The organism is Vibrio rotiferianus CAIM 577 = LMG 21460 (genome assembly GCF_002741985.1).
GTDB classification, from domain to species: Bacteria; Pseudomonadota; Gammaproteobacteria; order Enterobacterales; family Vibrionaceae; genus Vibrio; species Vibrio rotiferianus.
On record NZ_APHW01000007.1, the window covers coordinates 51,037 to 66,267 of the forward strand.

Here is a 15,231-nt window from a genome sequence, read left to right on the forward strand (position 1 = left end):
GCGCCCTTAAAGTGAGCTCATACTCTTTAAACTGACCGATAAGAGAACTCCATACGTACTCTTATATGGTTGTACAGTTATGGTGAGTGTCACTCATTGTTGATTGCGAAACTAACCTGCGAATTAGACTATGAAATTTATTGTAAAGCCCCATCCAGAAATTTTTGTAAAAAGTGAATCTGTGCGCAAGCGCTTCACAAAGATTTTAGAGTGCAACATTCGTAACATCGTTAAGAGCCGTACGGAATCAGTCGCGGTATTTAACCGTCGTGATCACATTGAAGTGACCTCTGAAAGTGATGAGTTTCACGCTGAAGTACTGGAAATCCTGACACATACGCCAGGTATTCACCATACTCTTGAAGTGAAACAAACAGAATTTAAAGATCTGCACGATATTTACGAGCAAGTTCTTGAACTAAGCGGTGCATCGATCGAAAACAAGACCTTCGTGGTACGTGCGAAGCGTCGTGGTAAGCACGACTTTACTTCTATCGAACTAGAACGTTATGTCGGTGGTGGTCTGAACCAAGCGGTTGAGAGCGCGAGCGTGAAGCTGCATAAGCCTGACGTAACCATTAAGATTGAAGTTTCAAACGATAAGCTAAATCAAGTACTGGCACGCCATAAAGGTCTAGGTGGTTTCCCACTAGGCACGCAAGAAGACGTATTAAGCCTGATCTCTGGTGGCTTCGATTCTGGTGTTTCTAGCTACTTGCACATTAAACGTGGTTCAAAAGTACATTACTGCTTCTTTAACCTAGGCGGCCCAGCACATGAAATCGGCGTTAAGCAGGTTTCACACTACCTATGGAACAAATACGGGTCTTCGGCGAAAGTACGTTTCATCTCAGTTGATTTCGAGCCTGTAGTTGCTGAAATTCTTGAGAAAGTTGACGATGGCCAAATGGGCGTGATCCTGAAGCGTATGTTTATGCGTGCAGCGGGTATGGTCGCTCAAAGAATGAAGATCGAAGCATTGGTAACCGGTGAAGCGCTAGGTCAGGTATCTAGCCAAACACTGACGAACTTACGCCACATCGATAACGTAACAGATACATTGATTCTTCGTCCGCTTATCAACTGGGATAAAGAAGACATTATCAACCTAGCGCGTGAAATCGGCACAGAAGACTTCGCGAAGACGATGCCAGAATACTGTGGTGTTATCTCTAAGAAGCCGACAGTGAAAGCGGTGAAAGGCAAGCTAGAAGCTGAAGAAGCGAAATTTGATTTCAGCATTCTTGAGAAAGTGGTTCAAGAAGCTCGCATGATGGACATTCGTGACATCGCGAAAGAGTCAGAACAAGCTGCTCCAGAAGTTGAGCAAGTACAAGCCGTAGAAGAGCACGCAATCGTACTGGATATTCGTAGCCCTGAAGAGGAAGACGACAACCCACTAGAAATCGATGGCGTTGATGTTAAGCACATCCCATTCTACAAGTTAGGTACGCAGTTTGGTGATTTAGATCAGACTAAGACATACCTACTGTACTGTGACCGTGGCGTGATGAGCCGCCTGCAAGCACTTTACTTGCAAGAGCAAGGCTTCAACAATGTGAAGGTTTACCGACCATAATCGTGTTGTAACGCAGACAATCACAAAAGCGCAAATTGAGAAATCAGTTTGCGCTTTTTTCGTTTTAGCACGCGCAAAAAATGGCTTTATGAAGTGATAATATTGAGCTTAATCGCACGCTTCGTAATTTGTACTGATATAACGATAATTAATCCGAAATCAGGATGAAAAGGTGAAGTTGATACCAATTTCTGAAGAAGAGGGACAGTGGGATTTTTTAGATAAAAAAACACCGCCTAAGAAGGCGGTGTAAGAAATTTGACAGACAGGTCAAAATAAATACAGGAAGTATATGTTTTGTCACAGGGAGTTGTACACAAAACATCATGGTAGAAATCTACCTAACTCGAAATACGAGTTTGCAAACACAACATCGCAACAGCAAGCCAATTGATTCTAAAAAGAATCAAGCCGTTCAGGCTCGCGTTGCGGGATGAAATATAGAATTTATCTGGCTGTTCGACAACGGACATTTTATAATGTTTCAGATAAAAAAAACTAATCCTACTTGAGGTCCCATAATGTCTCGCAGATTGCCTCCGTTGAATTCACTTCGCGTTTTTGAAGCGGCTGCTCGCCATCTTAGTTTTACCCGTGCAGCTGAAGAGCTATTTGTTACACAAGCGGCTGTAAGTCACCAGATCAAAGCCCTTGAAGAATTCCTATCTTTAAAGCTTTTCCGTCGTCGTAATCGCTCATTGTTGCTCACGGAAGAGGGGCAAAGCTACTTCCTAGACATTAAAGATATCTTCACTTCGATTGCTGAAGCGACAGATAAGGTATTGGAACGTAGCGAAAAAGGTGCACTGACCATCAGCTTACCACCAAGTTTTGCTATCCAATGGTTGGTGCCTCGGTTGGCGGATTTTAATGCCCAAGAACCGGACATTGATGTACGCATTAAAGCGGTCGATATGGATGAAGGTTCACTGACTGATGATGTTGATGTTGCTATCTATTATGGTCGTGGGAACTGGCCAGGTTTACGTGCTGATAAACTCTACCAAGAGTTTTTGATCCCACTTTGTTCACCTTCATTACTTTTAGGTAACAAACCATTAGAATCTCTAAGTGACCTTAAATTACATACCTTGTTACATGATACTTCTCGTAAAGATTGGAAGCAGTTTGCTCGCCAACAAAATATCGAAGGCATCAATGTGAATCATGGTCCAATTTTCAGCCACTCGACCATGGTGCTTCAAGCGGCTGCACATGGGCAAGGGGTCGCTCTAGGAAACAACGTACTAGCCAAACCTGAAATGGAAGCGGGACGCTTAATTGCGCCATTTGACGAAGTATTGGTGTCGAAGAATGCCTTCTACGTGGTGTGCCACGAACAGCAAGCGGATATGGGACGTATCGCAACGTTTAGAGACTGGATGTTGGCAACCGCGAGAAAAGAACAAGAGGAAGTATTGGATGAGTCATTGGATAGCTGAGGGGCCTGAAAACGGACCACTGTTTATTTTTGCTCACGGCGCAGGAGCTGGCATGGAGCACGATTTCATGACTGCCGTCGCCAAGGGATTAGTTGAGCAGGACATACGCGTGGTGCGTTTTAATTTTCCTTACATGGTTAAGCGAGCGGAAGATGGCAAGAAGCGTCCGCCTGATCGTGCACCAAAGCTTCTTGAAGCCTATGAAGAAGTGATCACTCACTTTACTTCTCAGCCAATCGTGATTGGTGGTAAGTCGATGGGCGGACGCATGTCGAGCTTGTTAGCAGATAATGAGCTGGTGGCGGGTATTGCCTGTTTAGGTTTTCCTTTTCATCCTCCTGGTAAGCCAGAGAAATACAAAGGTGAACACCTCGCGAGCATTGAAAAGCCAACTCTAATCCTACAAGGCGAGCGCGATACTTTCGGTAAGCGCGAAGAGTTCGATAGCTTTGCGTTGTCAGAGCAAGTGAAAGTGAGCTTTTTGCCTGATGGTGACCATAGCTTTAAGCCTCGTAAGAGCTCAGGCTATACAGAAGCCGGTAATATTGCATTGACGGTAGAGCAGTTAGCGAGATTTGTTAAAGAGGTGTACGGTGAAAAGTAAGTGGTTACTCTCCTTTACCGGCATTTCTGGCTTAACATCAGTGGCGCTAGGTGCATTTGCTGCGCATGGTTTGAAGGCGAAGCTTTCGCCTTATTTACTCGGCGTCTTTGAAACCGGCGTTTTGTACCAGTTCATCCATACTTTGGCTATCGTATTTTGTGCGATTTTGCTGTTGCTCAATTTGGGACAAAAAGCACAAAAGTATTTTTTCATTGCCGCGATTTGCTTTATCATCGGCATCTTTTGTTTTAGCGGCAGTCTTTACGCGCTGGCGCTGACGGGCATTAAATGGTTTGGACCAATCACTCCGATGGGAGGATTCTTGTTCATGATCGGCTGGTGTCTGTTCTTTTTTGCTGCGTTTAATATCAAAGAGGTCTCCAAGTGAAACAACTAATGCTCTATTGCCGTTCTGGCTTTGAGAAAGAGTGTGCTGGTGAAATTCAGGACAAAGCAACACAGTTGGAAGTGTACGGCTTCCCTCGTGTGAAGAAAAACTCAGGTTATGTTGTCTTCGAGTGTTACCAAGATGGAGACGCAGACAAGCTAGCAAAAGGCTTAGACTTTAGCGCTCTGATTTTCGCTCGCCAAATGTTTGCTGTTGCGGCTGAGTTTGAAGCGCTACCAAGCGATGACCGTATCAGCCCTATTTTGGCTGAACTGTCTGAAATCGAAGCATTCCCACGTTGTGGCGATCTGCGTATTGAAACCCCAGACACTAACGAAGCGAAAGAGCTATTGAAGTTCTGCCGTAAGTTTACAGTACCAATGCGTCAAGCAATGCGTGGTAAAGGTCTGATGTGGAATAAAGACAACGCGAAGAAGCCTGTGCTGCACATTTGTTTCGTCGCGCCGGGTCATTGTTACGTGGGTTACTCTTACCCGGGCAACAACTCGCAGTTCTTTATGGGCATTCCTCGCCTTAAGTTCCCTGCGGACGCGCCAAGCCGTTCTACGCTGAAATTGGAAGAAGCATTCCACGTCTTTATTCCTCGTGAGGAGTGGGATGAGCGTTTGGCTCCAGGCATGTGGGGTGTTGACCTAGGTGCATGTCCGGGCGGTTGGACTTACCAATTGGTGAAACGTTCGATGTTCGTTCACTGTGTCGATAACGGCATGATGGCGGATAGCCTAATGGAAACCGGTCAAATTAAGCACCACATGGTGGATGGCTTTAAATTCGAACCAGACCGCAAGAATGTAACTTGGATTGTGTGTGACATGGTTGAGAAGCCAGCACGTGTGGCTCATCTAATGGGTCAGTGGCTGCTAAAAGGTTGGGCGAAAGAAGCGATTTTCAACCTTAAGCTTCCAATGAAAGGTCGTTACGATGAAGTGCTGCAAGATCTTGAGAACCTAAAAATGTTCTTGATTGAGAATAAGGTGAAATTCAAGTTGCAAGCGAAGCACCTATACCATGATCGCGAAGAAATCACGATTCACATTCAATGTCTGTCTAATATCTCACCACACTAAGCTAAAGTTTTTATGTGGTAGAACAGAATCAAAAAAGCGCCTACAGTACGGCGCTTTTTTATTGCGGTTTAAGAACCGTGACCGTCACTTAGTTGCTGGTAGGCCACATCTCTTCCCATTTTACAGATTCCATGTTGTCTTCGATGCTATCTGGCGTTTGAGCAAAAAAGTCTAATCCAGTTTGACGTTCAACTTCGTCAATGGTGGTAATAAAGTTGGCTAACTCTGAACTTGAAATATCGCGATGCGGAACAATGAACGCGATGGCTTCATCAAAGCTTGGGTCAAGAATGACTTTGTAAAACGCGCTCGGGATCACCACGCCATTACCGATTGTTCCTTCGTTGCCTTGGTAAATCGGTCCAGTCACCACATAAAGCTCGTTGTATTCATTGGCGAGATCACGAACATGTTCTTCTAGAACTCGCCAACCAACTCGGTTAAACCCCGGAAGTTGAGGCGACATGTTACTCATCAAAAAGCTTTGCTTCATTGACTCTCGGGTGAAATCCATTGTCGCTGACGGCGCAAGGTGTCCTCTGTCGTACCCTGAGCTTTTGTAGTCCGCGAGGGTAGAGCGCGCGTAATCCGGCATTTCAGAGTCTTCTTTGAAGGCGTTACTGCGTTTGTTGGTGATGTTCACGCTTTCCGCGGTGATGTGGTAAGCAACCCAGTCTGCGTTTTTTGTGTCGTAGTTGTACCCAACTGCATAGCCATCTCGGCAAAGGAACTGATCGCTGTTGGTTGAAGGTATGCCTTTATCAAGGTGTTGACCACAAGTTTCAGCAAGACTAGGAAAAGATAGTAGTGTGACTAAAGATACTAAGATGATGTTTTTCATTATTTTTCTCCGTTATAGGGAGATCTGAAAATAATGAAATTACTTACTAAGACTGTGAATTAGCTTATAAACTAATCAGTACCTTGTAGGTTAATAATGGGGTAAATATCATTGCTGTGAATGTAAAGGGTTACACAACAAATTTTATAAACGTATTGTCTAACCCCAAACTGACTGCGTAAAGAGATGTACTTACTCGGCTTTATTTGGCCCTGTAAAGCGAATGTCTTGCAGGTTAAAGCCGAGCTCGATATCGCATTTCAGCGCTGCTACTCTCTTGCATAGACGTGCTGACTCAATGTGTTCGTCCAGCTTTTTACGGTACTTCGGCACCAGCTCTTCACTTGCGTAGGCAGCTTCAATGTCCTCAAACTGAGTGAGGATTTCCTTTGCAGCCTTTGGTCCCACACCAGGCACGCCCGGCACTTGGCTTGAGCTTATACCCGTTAAGCCCCAGTAGTCGGCAAGTTGAGTTGGTTTTACACCAAATTCTTTTTCGATAAACGGTTCATCCAGCCAGCGGTGTTGGAAGTAATCTCGAATTTGTAGAGTCGGGGACAGCAGCTGGCAGTAACCTTTATCTGTAGAAACAATCGTGACCTTCTCTCCGTGACTGGCGACTTTGGTGGCCAAAGTTGCAACCAAGTCATCCGCCTCATCACCTTCAGATAGTAACGAATCAATACCTTGTTCCCACCACGCTTGTTGAATCGCATCTAAGCCTTTCATCAAAGGCTCTGGCATGGGCTTTCGGTTTTGTTTGTAGTCCGGTAGGATTTCTGCGCGCCAACCGCGATCTTGCTCGTGGTGATCGAATACCGCAATGATATGGGTTGGTTGTGCTTCAGACAGGATGCGAGTCAGCGTTCTGCCTGTGGTGGTGATGGTTCTTGCTATGTCAGTTGGATCGGGTTGTGCAGAGTGCACACGGCGGATCAGGTTTAGGGCATCAATGATAACAAGATGAATAGACATAATGACTTAGCAATAAAAAAGGGGCGTAATGCCCCTAGTGTAACCAAAGCTGAGTTATCTATCGACCACCATTTTCCTGATGGGCAATACGGTAACATGGCTCGTAAGCTGTACCACCTGGTAGTTTCATGCGATGTTGTTCTACGAAGTCCTTTAATAGCTTGTCGAGTTTCTTCATTAAGACCGGATCGCCATTGATGGTAAACGGACCTTTCCGTTCGATTTCTCTAATCCCTTCAGCCTTGACGTTACCTGCTACGATACCTGAGAAGGCTTGACGCAAACTTGCTGCCAGAACTTGTGGCTGCTGATTGATGTTCAAGTTTAAGCTTGCCATTGCATCGTGAGTAGGCTCAAACGGTAGTTGGAACTCAGGCTCGATCTTCAGTGACCAGTTAAAGCTGTATGCGTCGCCTTTCTCTTTACGATGTTGACGCACTTCGTCCATTGAGCGTTTCATGATGCGGGCAACTTCTGCAGGATCATCAATCACGATTTGGTAGTGTTTCTGACCTTCTTCACCCAGCGTGTCTGCAATGAAAGCATCGATAGAGCGGAAGTAGGCTTCGCTCTCTTTCGGGCCCGTCAGCACGATTGGCATTGGGTGGTCGGCATTTTCTGGGTGCATCATGATACCCAAGATGTACAGCAGCTCTTCGGCTGTACCTGGACCACCAGGGAAGATAACAATGCCATGCGCCATACGAACGAAGGCTTCGAGACGTTTCTCGATATCTGGCATGATCACCAGTTCATTCACGATTGGGTTTGGTGGCTCAGCTGCGATGATTGATGGCTCTGTCAAACCAAGATAGCGTTGGTCTGTGTAACGTTGCTTGGCATGACCAATAGCGGCGCCTTTCATTGGACCTTCCATCGCGCCAGGACCGCAGCCCGTACAGATATTCAGTTCACGTAGACCCAGTTCGTTACCCACTTCTCGAGTGTATTGGTACTCGGTTGGGTTGATTGAGTGGCCACCCCAACACACAACAAGGTTTGGCTCGATACCAGGAGTTAGAGCGCCAGCATTACGCAAGATGCCAAATACGAGGTTGGTAATGTGAGTGGCATTAGTCAGGTTGAGGCGCTGGTTGTCCGCCAAGTGCATGTTCACGTATACGATGTCGCGCAACACAGAAAACAAGTGCTCTTGAATACCTTTGATGATCTCACCGTCAACGAACGCGTGCTCAGGTGGGTTAGCAAGCTCAAGCTTGATGCCTCGTTCACGACGCACTACATTCACATCAAACGATAGGTATTTATCTAACAGCTCTTTTGAGTTGTCGGTGTGGCTTCCCGAGTTGAGGACCGCAAGCGTACAGTTACGGTAGAGCTGATAAAGATCACTTGATGCTGTTTTCTTAAGACGCTCAACTTCGAGTTGTGATAGCAAATCCATGCTACCTGCGGGGCTTATATGGGTAATCATAAGGCCTCCTTGCTATTGCTTTCTTTGAGGGAAAAAACCAACTCACATACTTAGCTTATACGTGTCGTTCTACTCAGTGGTTGGCTGACTTTGTTGTTTAAACAGCTTAGCAGACTGGTAATGAAGAAACGTGATAACTCGTTGAATTTTGTAGGCTATATAGTAAAACAGACTGCAATTGCAGTCTGTTTGGTGCTTTTTTGAACAATCGGCTAGTTCCAACTTACTTGGTTGGTACCTCTTTGTTTCGTCTCTTTTAGCATACTACCTAATCGATCTAAGACGTACTCAGGGCTATCTGACTCTTTAAAGCTGGTTGAGACGGCGGTCAGCGTAATCATGATGTTCTGTTCTCGGAACTTAAATGGCAGTTGGCTCACATCTCGTTGGATCTGCTTGAGTAAATCAAGCGTGTATTCTTCGCTTTGGTCAGGGATCAACAAGATAAACTCTTCTCCACCAAAGCGTCCGACAGTATCGGTATCGGAGATGCGTTTTCTCATCGTGCGAGCAAGGATCTTCAATGCCTTGTCACCTGCTGTGTAACCATAGCTATCATTAACCGCTTTGAAGTTATCGACATCAAACAGCACGACGCGCAAATTTTGTTGAGAGCGAATCCAGCGACGGTATTCTAATTCCAAGCGATCATTGAATGCCGCTCGGTTGTACACCTTAGTCAGTGGATCTAGCAGCATCCGCTGAGCTTGATCTTCCAATCGACGACGATAATCTTGGGTAGTCTCGAATACGGCTTCAAGCTGATTTTTACTGTAGCCTAGGCGCTCTTGAAGAGCCTGCTCACGCTCCTCTGTCATTTTTAACCTTTCAGTTAATGAAGCGATTTGAGCTAGCAATGGTGACATATCAGCTTTGAGAGCTTCCAGTTCCGCTGCTTGATCGAGCGTCGTTTGGGTGCGATCCACCAACGAAGAGAGCTCATAGTTTAAGTCTTGTCGGTGCTCAAAATAGGTTTGATGCTGATCGACATTTTGATGTGCAGTCTTTAAGTTGGAAGAGAGAGAAGTATTCAACTGATCGAGGAATTGCTCAGAAGACTTACGCTCAAACTTGGTTGCTTCAACAACCAGTTTTAGCGTATTCAACGTGAGTTCGATTAGTGACTCTGCGTTAACACCCAGCAGAAGCTTGGCTCGAATATCGAGTAGTTGCTCTCCAGATTCGCCTTCAAAGTCTAGTTCTGTAATTGTGTATTGCAGATCAGAGGCAAGACACTCTAGTTGTGACTTGTCAGGTGAGTTTTCAAGTTCACCTAGGTTAAGGCGTGAGTTGGAGGTGATTATTTTAAGCGCACGTTCGTAAATGCTGAGAAGCTTTACTGCTTGGTCCACTTTTTTGCCTGCGTGAACCTCTGAAAAGCTCATTAGATTCCGCAGTTCACGTTTCAGTTGCGCAGGCAAACCTGTGATTCGCTGGAGCGTTTCACCACTGTGTTTTATCTGCTCATCAAGGTAACCGTTTTGTTTTTCCATCGCCATAGACTGTTGTTTGAGTACTCGTTCCAATACTGCAAGGCGGGGGATCAGTGAGGTTATGTCTTGTTGATGTTCTAATTCTCGCTGAATTTCAAGCAAGTAGTTTGTGACTTGCGTGCTTGAGCCCTGGCATGCAGAGGTCAATGATGCCACAACTCGCTTCAGAACTTGCTGCTCTCGCTTAAATTTGAGCGAAGTATCACGATGTGCCAGCCTGAGTTGGTCAAGTTGACAACTCAGCTGATGAAGCTGCGACTGAATATCGGATTCCAAGATTCCCATGAAAAAACTGTGGCTAAGTCCATGTACTGCTGACAATTAATTGATAATAACAAAAAACTTTATAGCGTCATTAGGTATCGTGCTCAACCGCTGTTTAATTACCCACTTTTTAATATTTTTTTGAGGTTGTCCTCATTCTGGTACGAAGAGTGGATCTTTATTAGCCCTTGGTTTATGGCGTGTTGGCATGCGGTACGTATGTCACCAGTTGCAAAGCTCGCTGCTGGCGCATTGTCAATGGCTTTCAAAAATACCCAGTGACTTGCTTTGTCTTTTAAGCTGACTTCTCGGGCAATGTGTGTAGCCAATAGCAGCAAATCAAGCAATTCCTCATCGTTGATTGCGGTATAAGCTCGAGGTAAGAATGGGTAGTCACTAATGCCCATTCGGATAATTCGATTTACATTGTGCTGCTCGGCAAACTCATCCACCCAGCTTTGGAATTTCTCAAAAGTGGCTTCTGCGGAAGCATCACGATCAGCATTTGGCTCGATATATAGCAGGTTTGCATCTGAGAAGTGGTACAAACGAGTCGGTTTGTTAATGCGCTCCGCTAAGAACTCTCCGAATGCGCGTTCTAGCTCCAAACCTGCTTTGTAGCCGTGCTGAACATACATACTGCGCAGGAATGGTAAATCGATCATCACAAAGCGTAAGCGGTCGTTGAGAGGTTCGTGGATTAACTCTCCCATTTGCCATTGCTCGAAAGTTTCACTGGATTTCTGCAGTGAGCGCGATAATTTGACGTTGAGCATACGCAAGTTGCGTAAGCGTGATCGAGAGTGGGTAAATAGGTCGTTACGTAGTTTTTCTATCTCATTCGATTGGCGTTGCATGATTACGCCACGACGCATGATAAACAAAAACATCACCAAAACAGTGATAAACAACGCGAACGATATTTTCTGAAACTTGCGATGCTCCATTTCTACTTGAGCCAAGCGATCCGCTTGGCCTACATAGTGGATACTCTGTTCGGCAAATTCTTTTTGCTGGCGGAAGGCATCCTCACTGATCTGGTTAAGTTGCTTTTGCTCTAAGCGAACTAAGCCGGTGTATTTTTTATACGCTTGCAAAGAAAGCTGATATTCGCCGGCTTGCTCATAACCTAGACCCAATAATCGGTATGATTGCTGTTTGATGAAGCCAGTATCGTCCGGCGCTTTCTCAATGAGATCGAGCGCTTTCTGGGCATTGTTGATCACACTCTTACTGTCATTTTGATGATACGCTAGACCGGACTTAAGCAATGACGCTTTTGCTTCCAAATAAGGTATCTTTACGTACTCAAGTAAGTCTAAAGAGCGATCGAGGTACTGTTCTGCCAGTGCGTAGTTGTACAGTTGAAGGTAAGTAGCGGCGAGGCTGAGGCGGATCTTGATGATACGTTCAATATTTTTTGCTGTGCTGTCATGGTCCAGAACATTGAAGTAATGAACGAGGGCAAGATTGAACTTGCCTTGATAGAAGTAAACATCCCCCATTTGCTCGAGAACATCCGCTAAAATAGGTGAGTTCGGGTAGCTATCATAAAAGTCAGCAGCTTGCGAGAGGTACTCTATGGCTTTGTCATAGACTCGTCTCTCACGGAATAGGCGTGCTAGTAGCCGATTAACTTTTGCAAGGCGAGCACCGTTATCGCTTTCAATCGATTGCCAGTAACCAAAAAGCAGCTCTGATAATGCTAAGTTGTATTTCTTGTAGTTGAGGTAAAACTCGCCGACAGCAGTGTGGTAGTCAATTAATGTGATGTCAGAGCGGTTATCAGCCAGCATGCTTTTGGCCTCCGCATACCAACGATCCGCTTCGACAAAATTGCCGCTGTGAGAGGCGAGCAATGCACGCTGCATTACTAAACGGTATCGTACACTGTCTGTCCGTTGCAAAACTGGGTTAGCTTGTTCGATCTGCTGCTCGACTTGATCGAGTTTATCTTCCGCCACCGCATAGTTTTTATCATTCATCCAAAGCATTTGGTTGCGCATCAGTTGCACATCTAGATTTAGGTAAGGAAGTTGATATTCGGTGGCAAGTCGTTCAGCTTCGTTTAGATTGTCGATGGCTCCCTTAATGTTACCCATAGCATATTCAGCTTGCGCGATGATTTTATGAGCTTCAATCGTGCTGCTGGGAGTGCGAATACTACGATCGGTCTCTTCACGAGACATGGCAGAAGGGCTACCGTTTTCTTTTCGGTCAGTCAACTCACGTTGTAAAAGGTAGTTTTTGGCGGCTTGTTTGGCTTGCGATGGTTCAATCTCAGCTAATTGCTGAGCTTCATTAAGCAAAGTAGAAGATAAAATGGTCGCGTGAAGTGGCTGCGCTAACCATAAGCAAAGAAAGCCAATCAGCCTAAATAGACGCGAACTGTCCCAAAACATCCTTTTCGTTCCCTCGAACTGTGTCGTAATGTACGTGTTTTTGAATAAGCAATAGTAGAGAAAAACGCCCAGCAATCCAACAGATAGCTGGGCGTTTTTGAGTATTTAAGCAATTAGTTTTTGAGTGTGGAACTCAAGCACTTTTAATTATCTACTCAGATTACTGACGCGCCATGCGGTTATTGTGTGCTGGCTTGTCTTGATCCGTTGAGCGGTAAGGGTTGATATCCAAACCACCACGGCGAGTGTAACGTGCGAATACCGTTAGTTTCGTTGGTTGGCAGTACTTCATCAAATCAGTGAAAATACGCTCAACACACTGTTCGTGGAACTCGTTGTGCTCGCGGAATGAAACCAAGTAGCGAAGCAGCTTCTCACGATCAAGCTTAGCGCCTTGGTAGCGAATTTCTACGCTGCCCCAGTCAGGTTGGTTGGTGATTAGGCAGTTTGATTTCAGTAGGTGGCTGTGAAGGGTTTCTTCTACTTGCTCTTTGCCTGCCGCGCCTTCAAGAAGTGCGGCGTCAAAATCGTAGCTGGTGATTTCGATATCTTGACCGTCGATGCACTCGCCTTCCATGGTTACGATAGGCTGGTTGGTGTAGTGAGTTACTGGGTTTACTTCCACAAGTACTTGCTCACCAGCGCATGCTGATAAATCTTGCGCTAAACGCTCAGTCACTTCTTCCCAAGTAGCAAAACGCGTTTGGTTGTAGCTGTTTAAGTACAACTTGAACGACTTTGACTCAATTAAGTTCGCGCTGGTCGCAGGGATGTAGACTTCGCCAACGGCAACTTGAGGCAAGCCTTTACTGTTTAGCCAAGATAGCTCGTACAGCGTCCAAATGTCGTGCCCCATAAACGGTAGGCTGTCGCCAAGTTCAAGGTCATCACGGTTTAGGCTGCGAGGTACAGGTTGCAGCAAGCTTGCGTCGTATTGATTTGCGTACTCGGTCTTTTTACCCAGAGTTAGGCCAGCAAGCTCTTTAGCGTCAGAATATTTGCTCATACTTTGTGGTCATTTTCGATTAGAATGGCGAGAATTTTACTGAATCCGCTGATTAATTGCCATCCGGCAGACACCGCGACCTGATAAAAACTAACCAGGAGACCTTCATGACCCAAACCGTTACTCAGGCTCTACAGGACTTTAGCCTGCGCTATCAACAAGCTTGGCAAGACGAGCATAACGAACTGCCACGCAGTGAAGAGCTTGCTGATCTTGTTTCTCCATGTGTAGAAGAGAAACGCGACGGGGCCGTATTGTGGAAAGCATTCCCACGTGAAGAAATGGCGGATTTCACTAACGTTGAGGACGCAATTGAGCTGACGCTGCATGAAGACATCAAAACCTTCTACGGTTCTCAGTACAGCGCTGATATGGACGCAACTTGGCAAGGTAACGAACTGACGCTGCTGCAAGTGTGGAGTGACGATGATTTCACCCGTCTGCAAGAGAATATTCTTGGTCACCTAGTCACTCAGCGTCGTCTAAAGCTAAAACCGACGGTATTTATCGCCGCTACAGACGCAGAGCTGGATGTGATTTCTATCTGTAACCTAACTGGTAATGTGATTCTTGAGCGCCTAGGCTCAGACAAACGCGATATACTGGCGGAGACGCTAGCAGAGTTCCTAAGCAAACTAGAGGCAGCGGTGTAAGCATGTACGTTGTTGAGTTGCAGTTTGAGTGTTTTGATAACACGACCGTAAGCGCCGTTGATAAAGCGATCAATGGTCTGATGGATGCGTTGCGCTACAACGGCCAGGTACTTGGACGTGAGTTCCCTATCGTAATGGGTGACGGCGAGTTTTATGTTCGTGTGGTTTGCCCAGAGCAAGACAGTTTACACCCTCGCTACCATTCTGATTTCGTCAAAGTGTGCATGAATCGTTTGTCGGAAGCGTCGTTGCTTGCGCCGAAAATGCGCATGTTGGGTCGTGATTTGAACTCAGAAGAAGCGGCAGAGGAAGAAACGCCAAGCTGGCAAGTGCTGTACACCACATACGTACATACTTGTTCTCCGCTGCGCAGTGGCGAGACCTTGTTGCCTATTCCACTTTACCGCAATGGCGCGACATTGAATGGTGACCATAAAGCGGTAGTGAAATGGCAAACGGAATGGCAAGCGTGCGATGAAATCCAAATGGCGGGTGGTTGCCGTGCTGAACATGCGGCGCTGCACGAGATTTGCGACGCGGGCAGTGTCCTGTTCCGTCGTGGTTGGGATTTACGTGGTCGCATTGAATACATCACCAAGATCCCGACTTACTACTACCAATACCGAGTTGGTGGTGAGTCGCTTGAAGCGGAAAAAGGACGCAAGTGTCCAAAATGTGGTGGTGAGTGGTTACTCGATGAGCCACTACACGACATCTTCTACTTTAAGTGCGACGATTGCCGAATTGTCTCCAATATCTCTTGGGACCACATCAAATAGTTTATTTTTTAAAGCTGGCGCCTATGCCAGCTTTTTTCTATCTAATGTAATTGTGTCACGGTTACTTAACAGATTTTCTTATTATTCACTCTATCAATACTTTGTTTTTGAAAGTATTTTTTCTGAAGATACCTCTCATCCCCTAGTTTGTGACCTGTGTTCACGTTCAAAGAAAAATGTAACACATATGCATGCTTTGTAAGCATTGAAACGTTTGCTTCTCAAAAATTTCAAATAATATCCTTATCCTATTTAAGGTTTTGGGAAGAGGGCCCCTTCCGA

General features: G+C 45.6%; 13 protein-coding genes. 7 read left to right on the top strand and 6 right to left on the bottom strand.

From position 1 onward, the window contains the following. Positions 1–130 precede the first annotated feature (130 nt). The 5 genes from thiI to rlmM all read left to right on the top strand — a co-directional run bounded on the left by thiI (position 131) and on the right by rlmM (position 5,101). Positions 131–1,579: a tRNA uracil 4-sulfurtransferase ThiI gene (thiI, locus tag B853_RS03140; protein ID WP_038886018.1), complete on the top strand. Its 1,449-nt coding sequence runs from the start codon at positions 131–133 to the stop codon at positions 1,577–1,579. A 521-nt stretch (positions 1,580–2,100) separates the two neighbouring features. Beyond that, positions 2,101–3,021 carry a transcriptional regulator GcvA gene (locus B853_RS03145; RefSeq protein WP_010446367.1) on the top strand — a complete coding sequence of 307 codons (921 nt, stop codon included), beginning with the start codon at positions 2,101–2,103 and terminating at the stop codon, positions 3,019–3,021. Then, positions 3,002–3,625 carry an alpha/beta family hydrolase gene (locus B853_RS03150; RefSeq protein WP_038886019.1) on the top strand — a complete coding sequence of 208 codons (624 nt, stop codon included), beginning with the start codon at positions 3,002–3,004 and terminating at the stop codon, positions 3,623–3,625. Before B853_RS03145 ends, B853_RS03150 begins: the two co-directional genes overlap by 20 nt. Further along, complete coding sequence (locus tag B853_RS03155) at positions 3,615–4,013, top strand: DUF423 domain-containing protein (RefSeq protein ID WP_038886020.1); 399 nt, start codon at positions 3,615–3,617, stop codon at positions 4,011–4,013. Before B853_RS03150 ends, B853_RS03155 begins: the two co-directional genes overlap by 11 nt. Beyond that, positions 4,010–5,101: a 23S rRNA (cytidine(2498)-2'-O)-methyltransferase RlmM gene (gene rlmM / locus B853_RS03160; RefSeq protein WP_017188443.1), complete on the top strand. Its 1,092-nt coding sequence runs from the start codon at positions 4,010–4,012 to the stop codon at positions 5,099–5,101. The genes B853_RS03155 and rlmM overlap by 4 nt, the downstream gene beginning before the upstream one ends. Positions 5,102–5,189: 88 nt before the next feature. On the opposite strand, the gene B853_RS03165 is transcribed toward rlmM, so the two are convergent. The 6 genes from B853_RS03165 to queF form a co-directional block, all read right to left on the bottom strand. Next, positions 5,190–5,942 carry a DNA/RNA non-specific endonuclease gene (locus B853_RS03165; protein ID WP_038886022.1) on the bottom strand — a complete coding sequence of 251 codons (753 nt, stop codon included), beginning with the start codon at positions 5,940–5,942 and terminating at the stop codon, positions 5,190–5,192. A 192-nt stretch (positions 5,943–6,134) separates the two neighbouring features. Beyond that, positions 6,135–6,917: a flap endonuclease Xni gene (gene xni / locus B853_RS03170; protein WP_010446374.1), complete on the bottom strand. Its 783-nt coding sequence runs from the start codon at positions 6,915–6,917 to the stop codon at positions 6,135–6,137. Positions 6,918–6,975: 58 nt separating this feature from the next. Further along, positions 6,976–8,352, bottom strand: a complete 1,377-nt coding sequence (gene ppnN, locus B853_RS03175; RefSeq protein WP_010446376.1) for a nucleotide 5'-monophosphate nucleosidase PpnN — start codon at positions 8,350–8,352, stop codon at positions 6,976–6,978. Positions 8,353–8,564: 212 nt separating this feature from the next. Next, entirely contained in the window at positions 8,565–10,130 is a 1,566-nt protein-coding gene (locus B853_RS03180) for a GGDEF domain-containing protein (protein ID WP_038886024.1), read from the bottom strand. Between the two features lie 98 nt (positions 10,131–10,228). Then, positions 10,229–12,511: a tetratricopeptide repeat protein gene (locus B853_RS03185; RefSeq protein WP_038886025.1), complete on the bottom strand. Its 2,283-nt coding sequence runs from the start codon at positions 12,509–12,511 to the stop codon at positions 10,229–10,231. 160 nt (positions 12,512–12,671) lie between these two features. Continuing rightward, the gene (gene queF / locus B853_RS03190; protein WP_038886027.1) at positions 12,672–13,517 is read right to left on the bottom strand and encodes an NADPH-dependent 7-cyano-7-deazaguanine reductase QueF; all 846 of its coding nucleotides are present in this window, start codon (positions 13,515–13,517) and stop codon (positions 12,672–12,674) included. Positions 13,518–13,624: 107 nt separating this feature from the next. Between queF and syd the strand changes: the two genes are divergently transcribed. Next, on the top strand, positions 13,625–14,170 hold the full coding sequence (gene syd, locus B853_RS03195) for a SecY-interacting protein (protein WP_038886029.1): 546 nt from the start codon (positions 13,625–13,627) through the stop codon (positions 14,168–14,170). 2 nt (positions 14,171–14,172) lie between these two features. After that, on the top strand, positions 14,173–14,949 hold the full coding sequence (locus B853_RS03200) for a Zn-ribbon-containing protein (RefSeq protein WP_038886031.1): 777 nt from the start codon (positions 14,173–14,175) through the stop codon (positions 14,947–14,949). Positions 14,950–15,231: the final 282 nt, after the last annotated feature.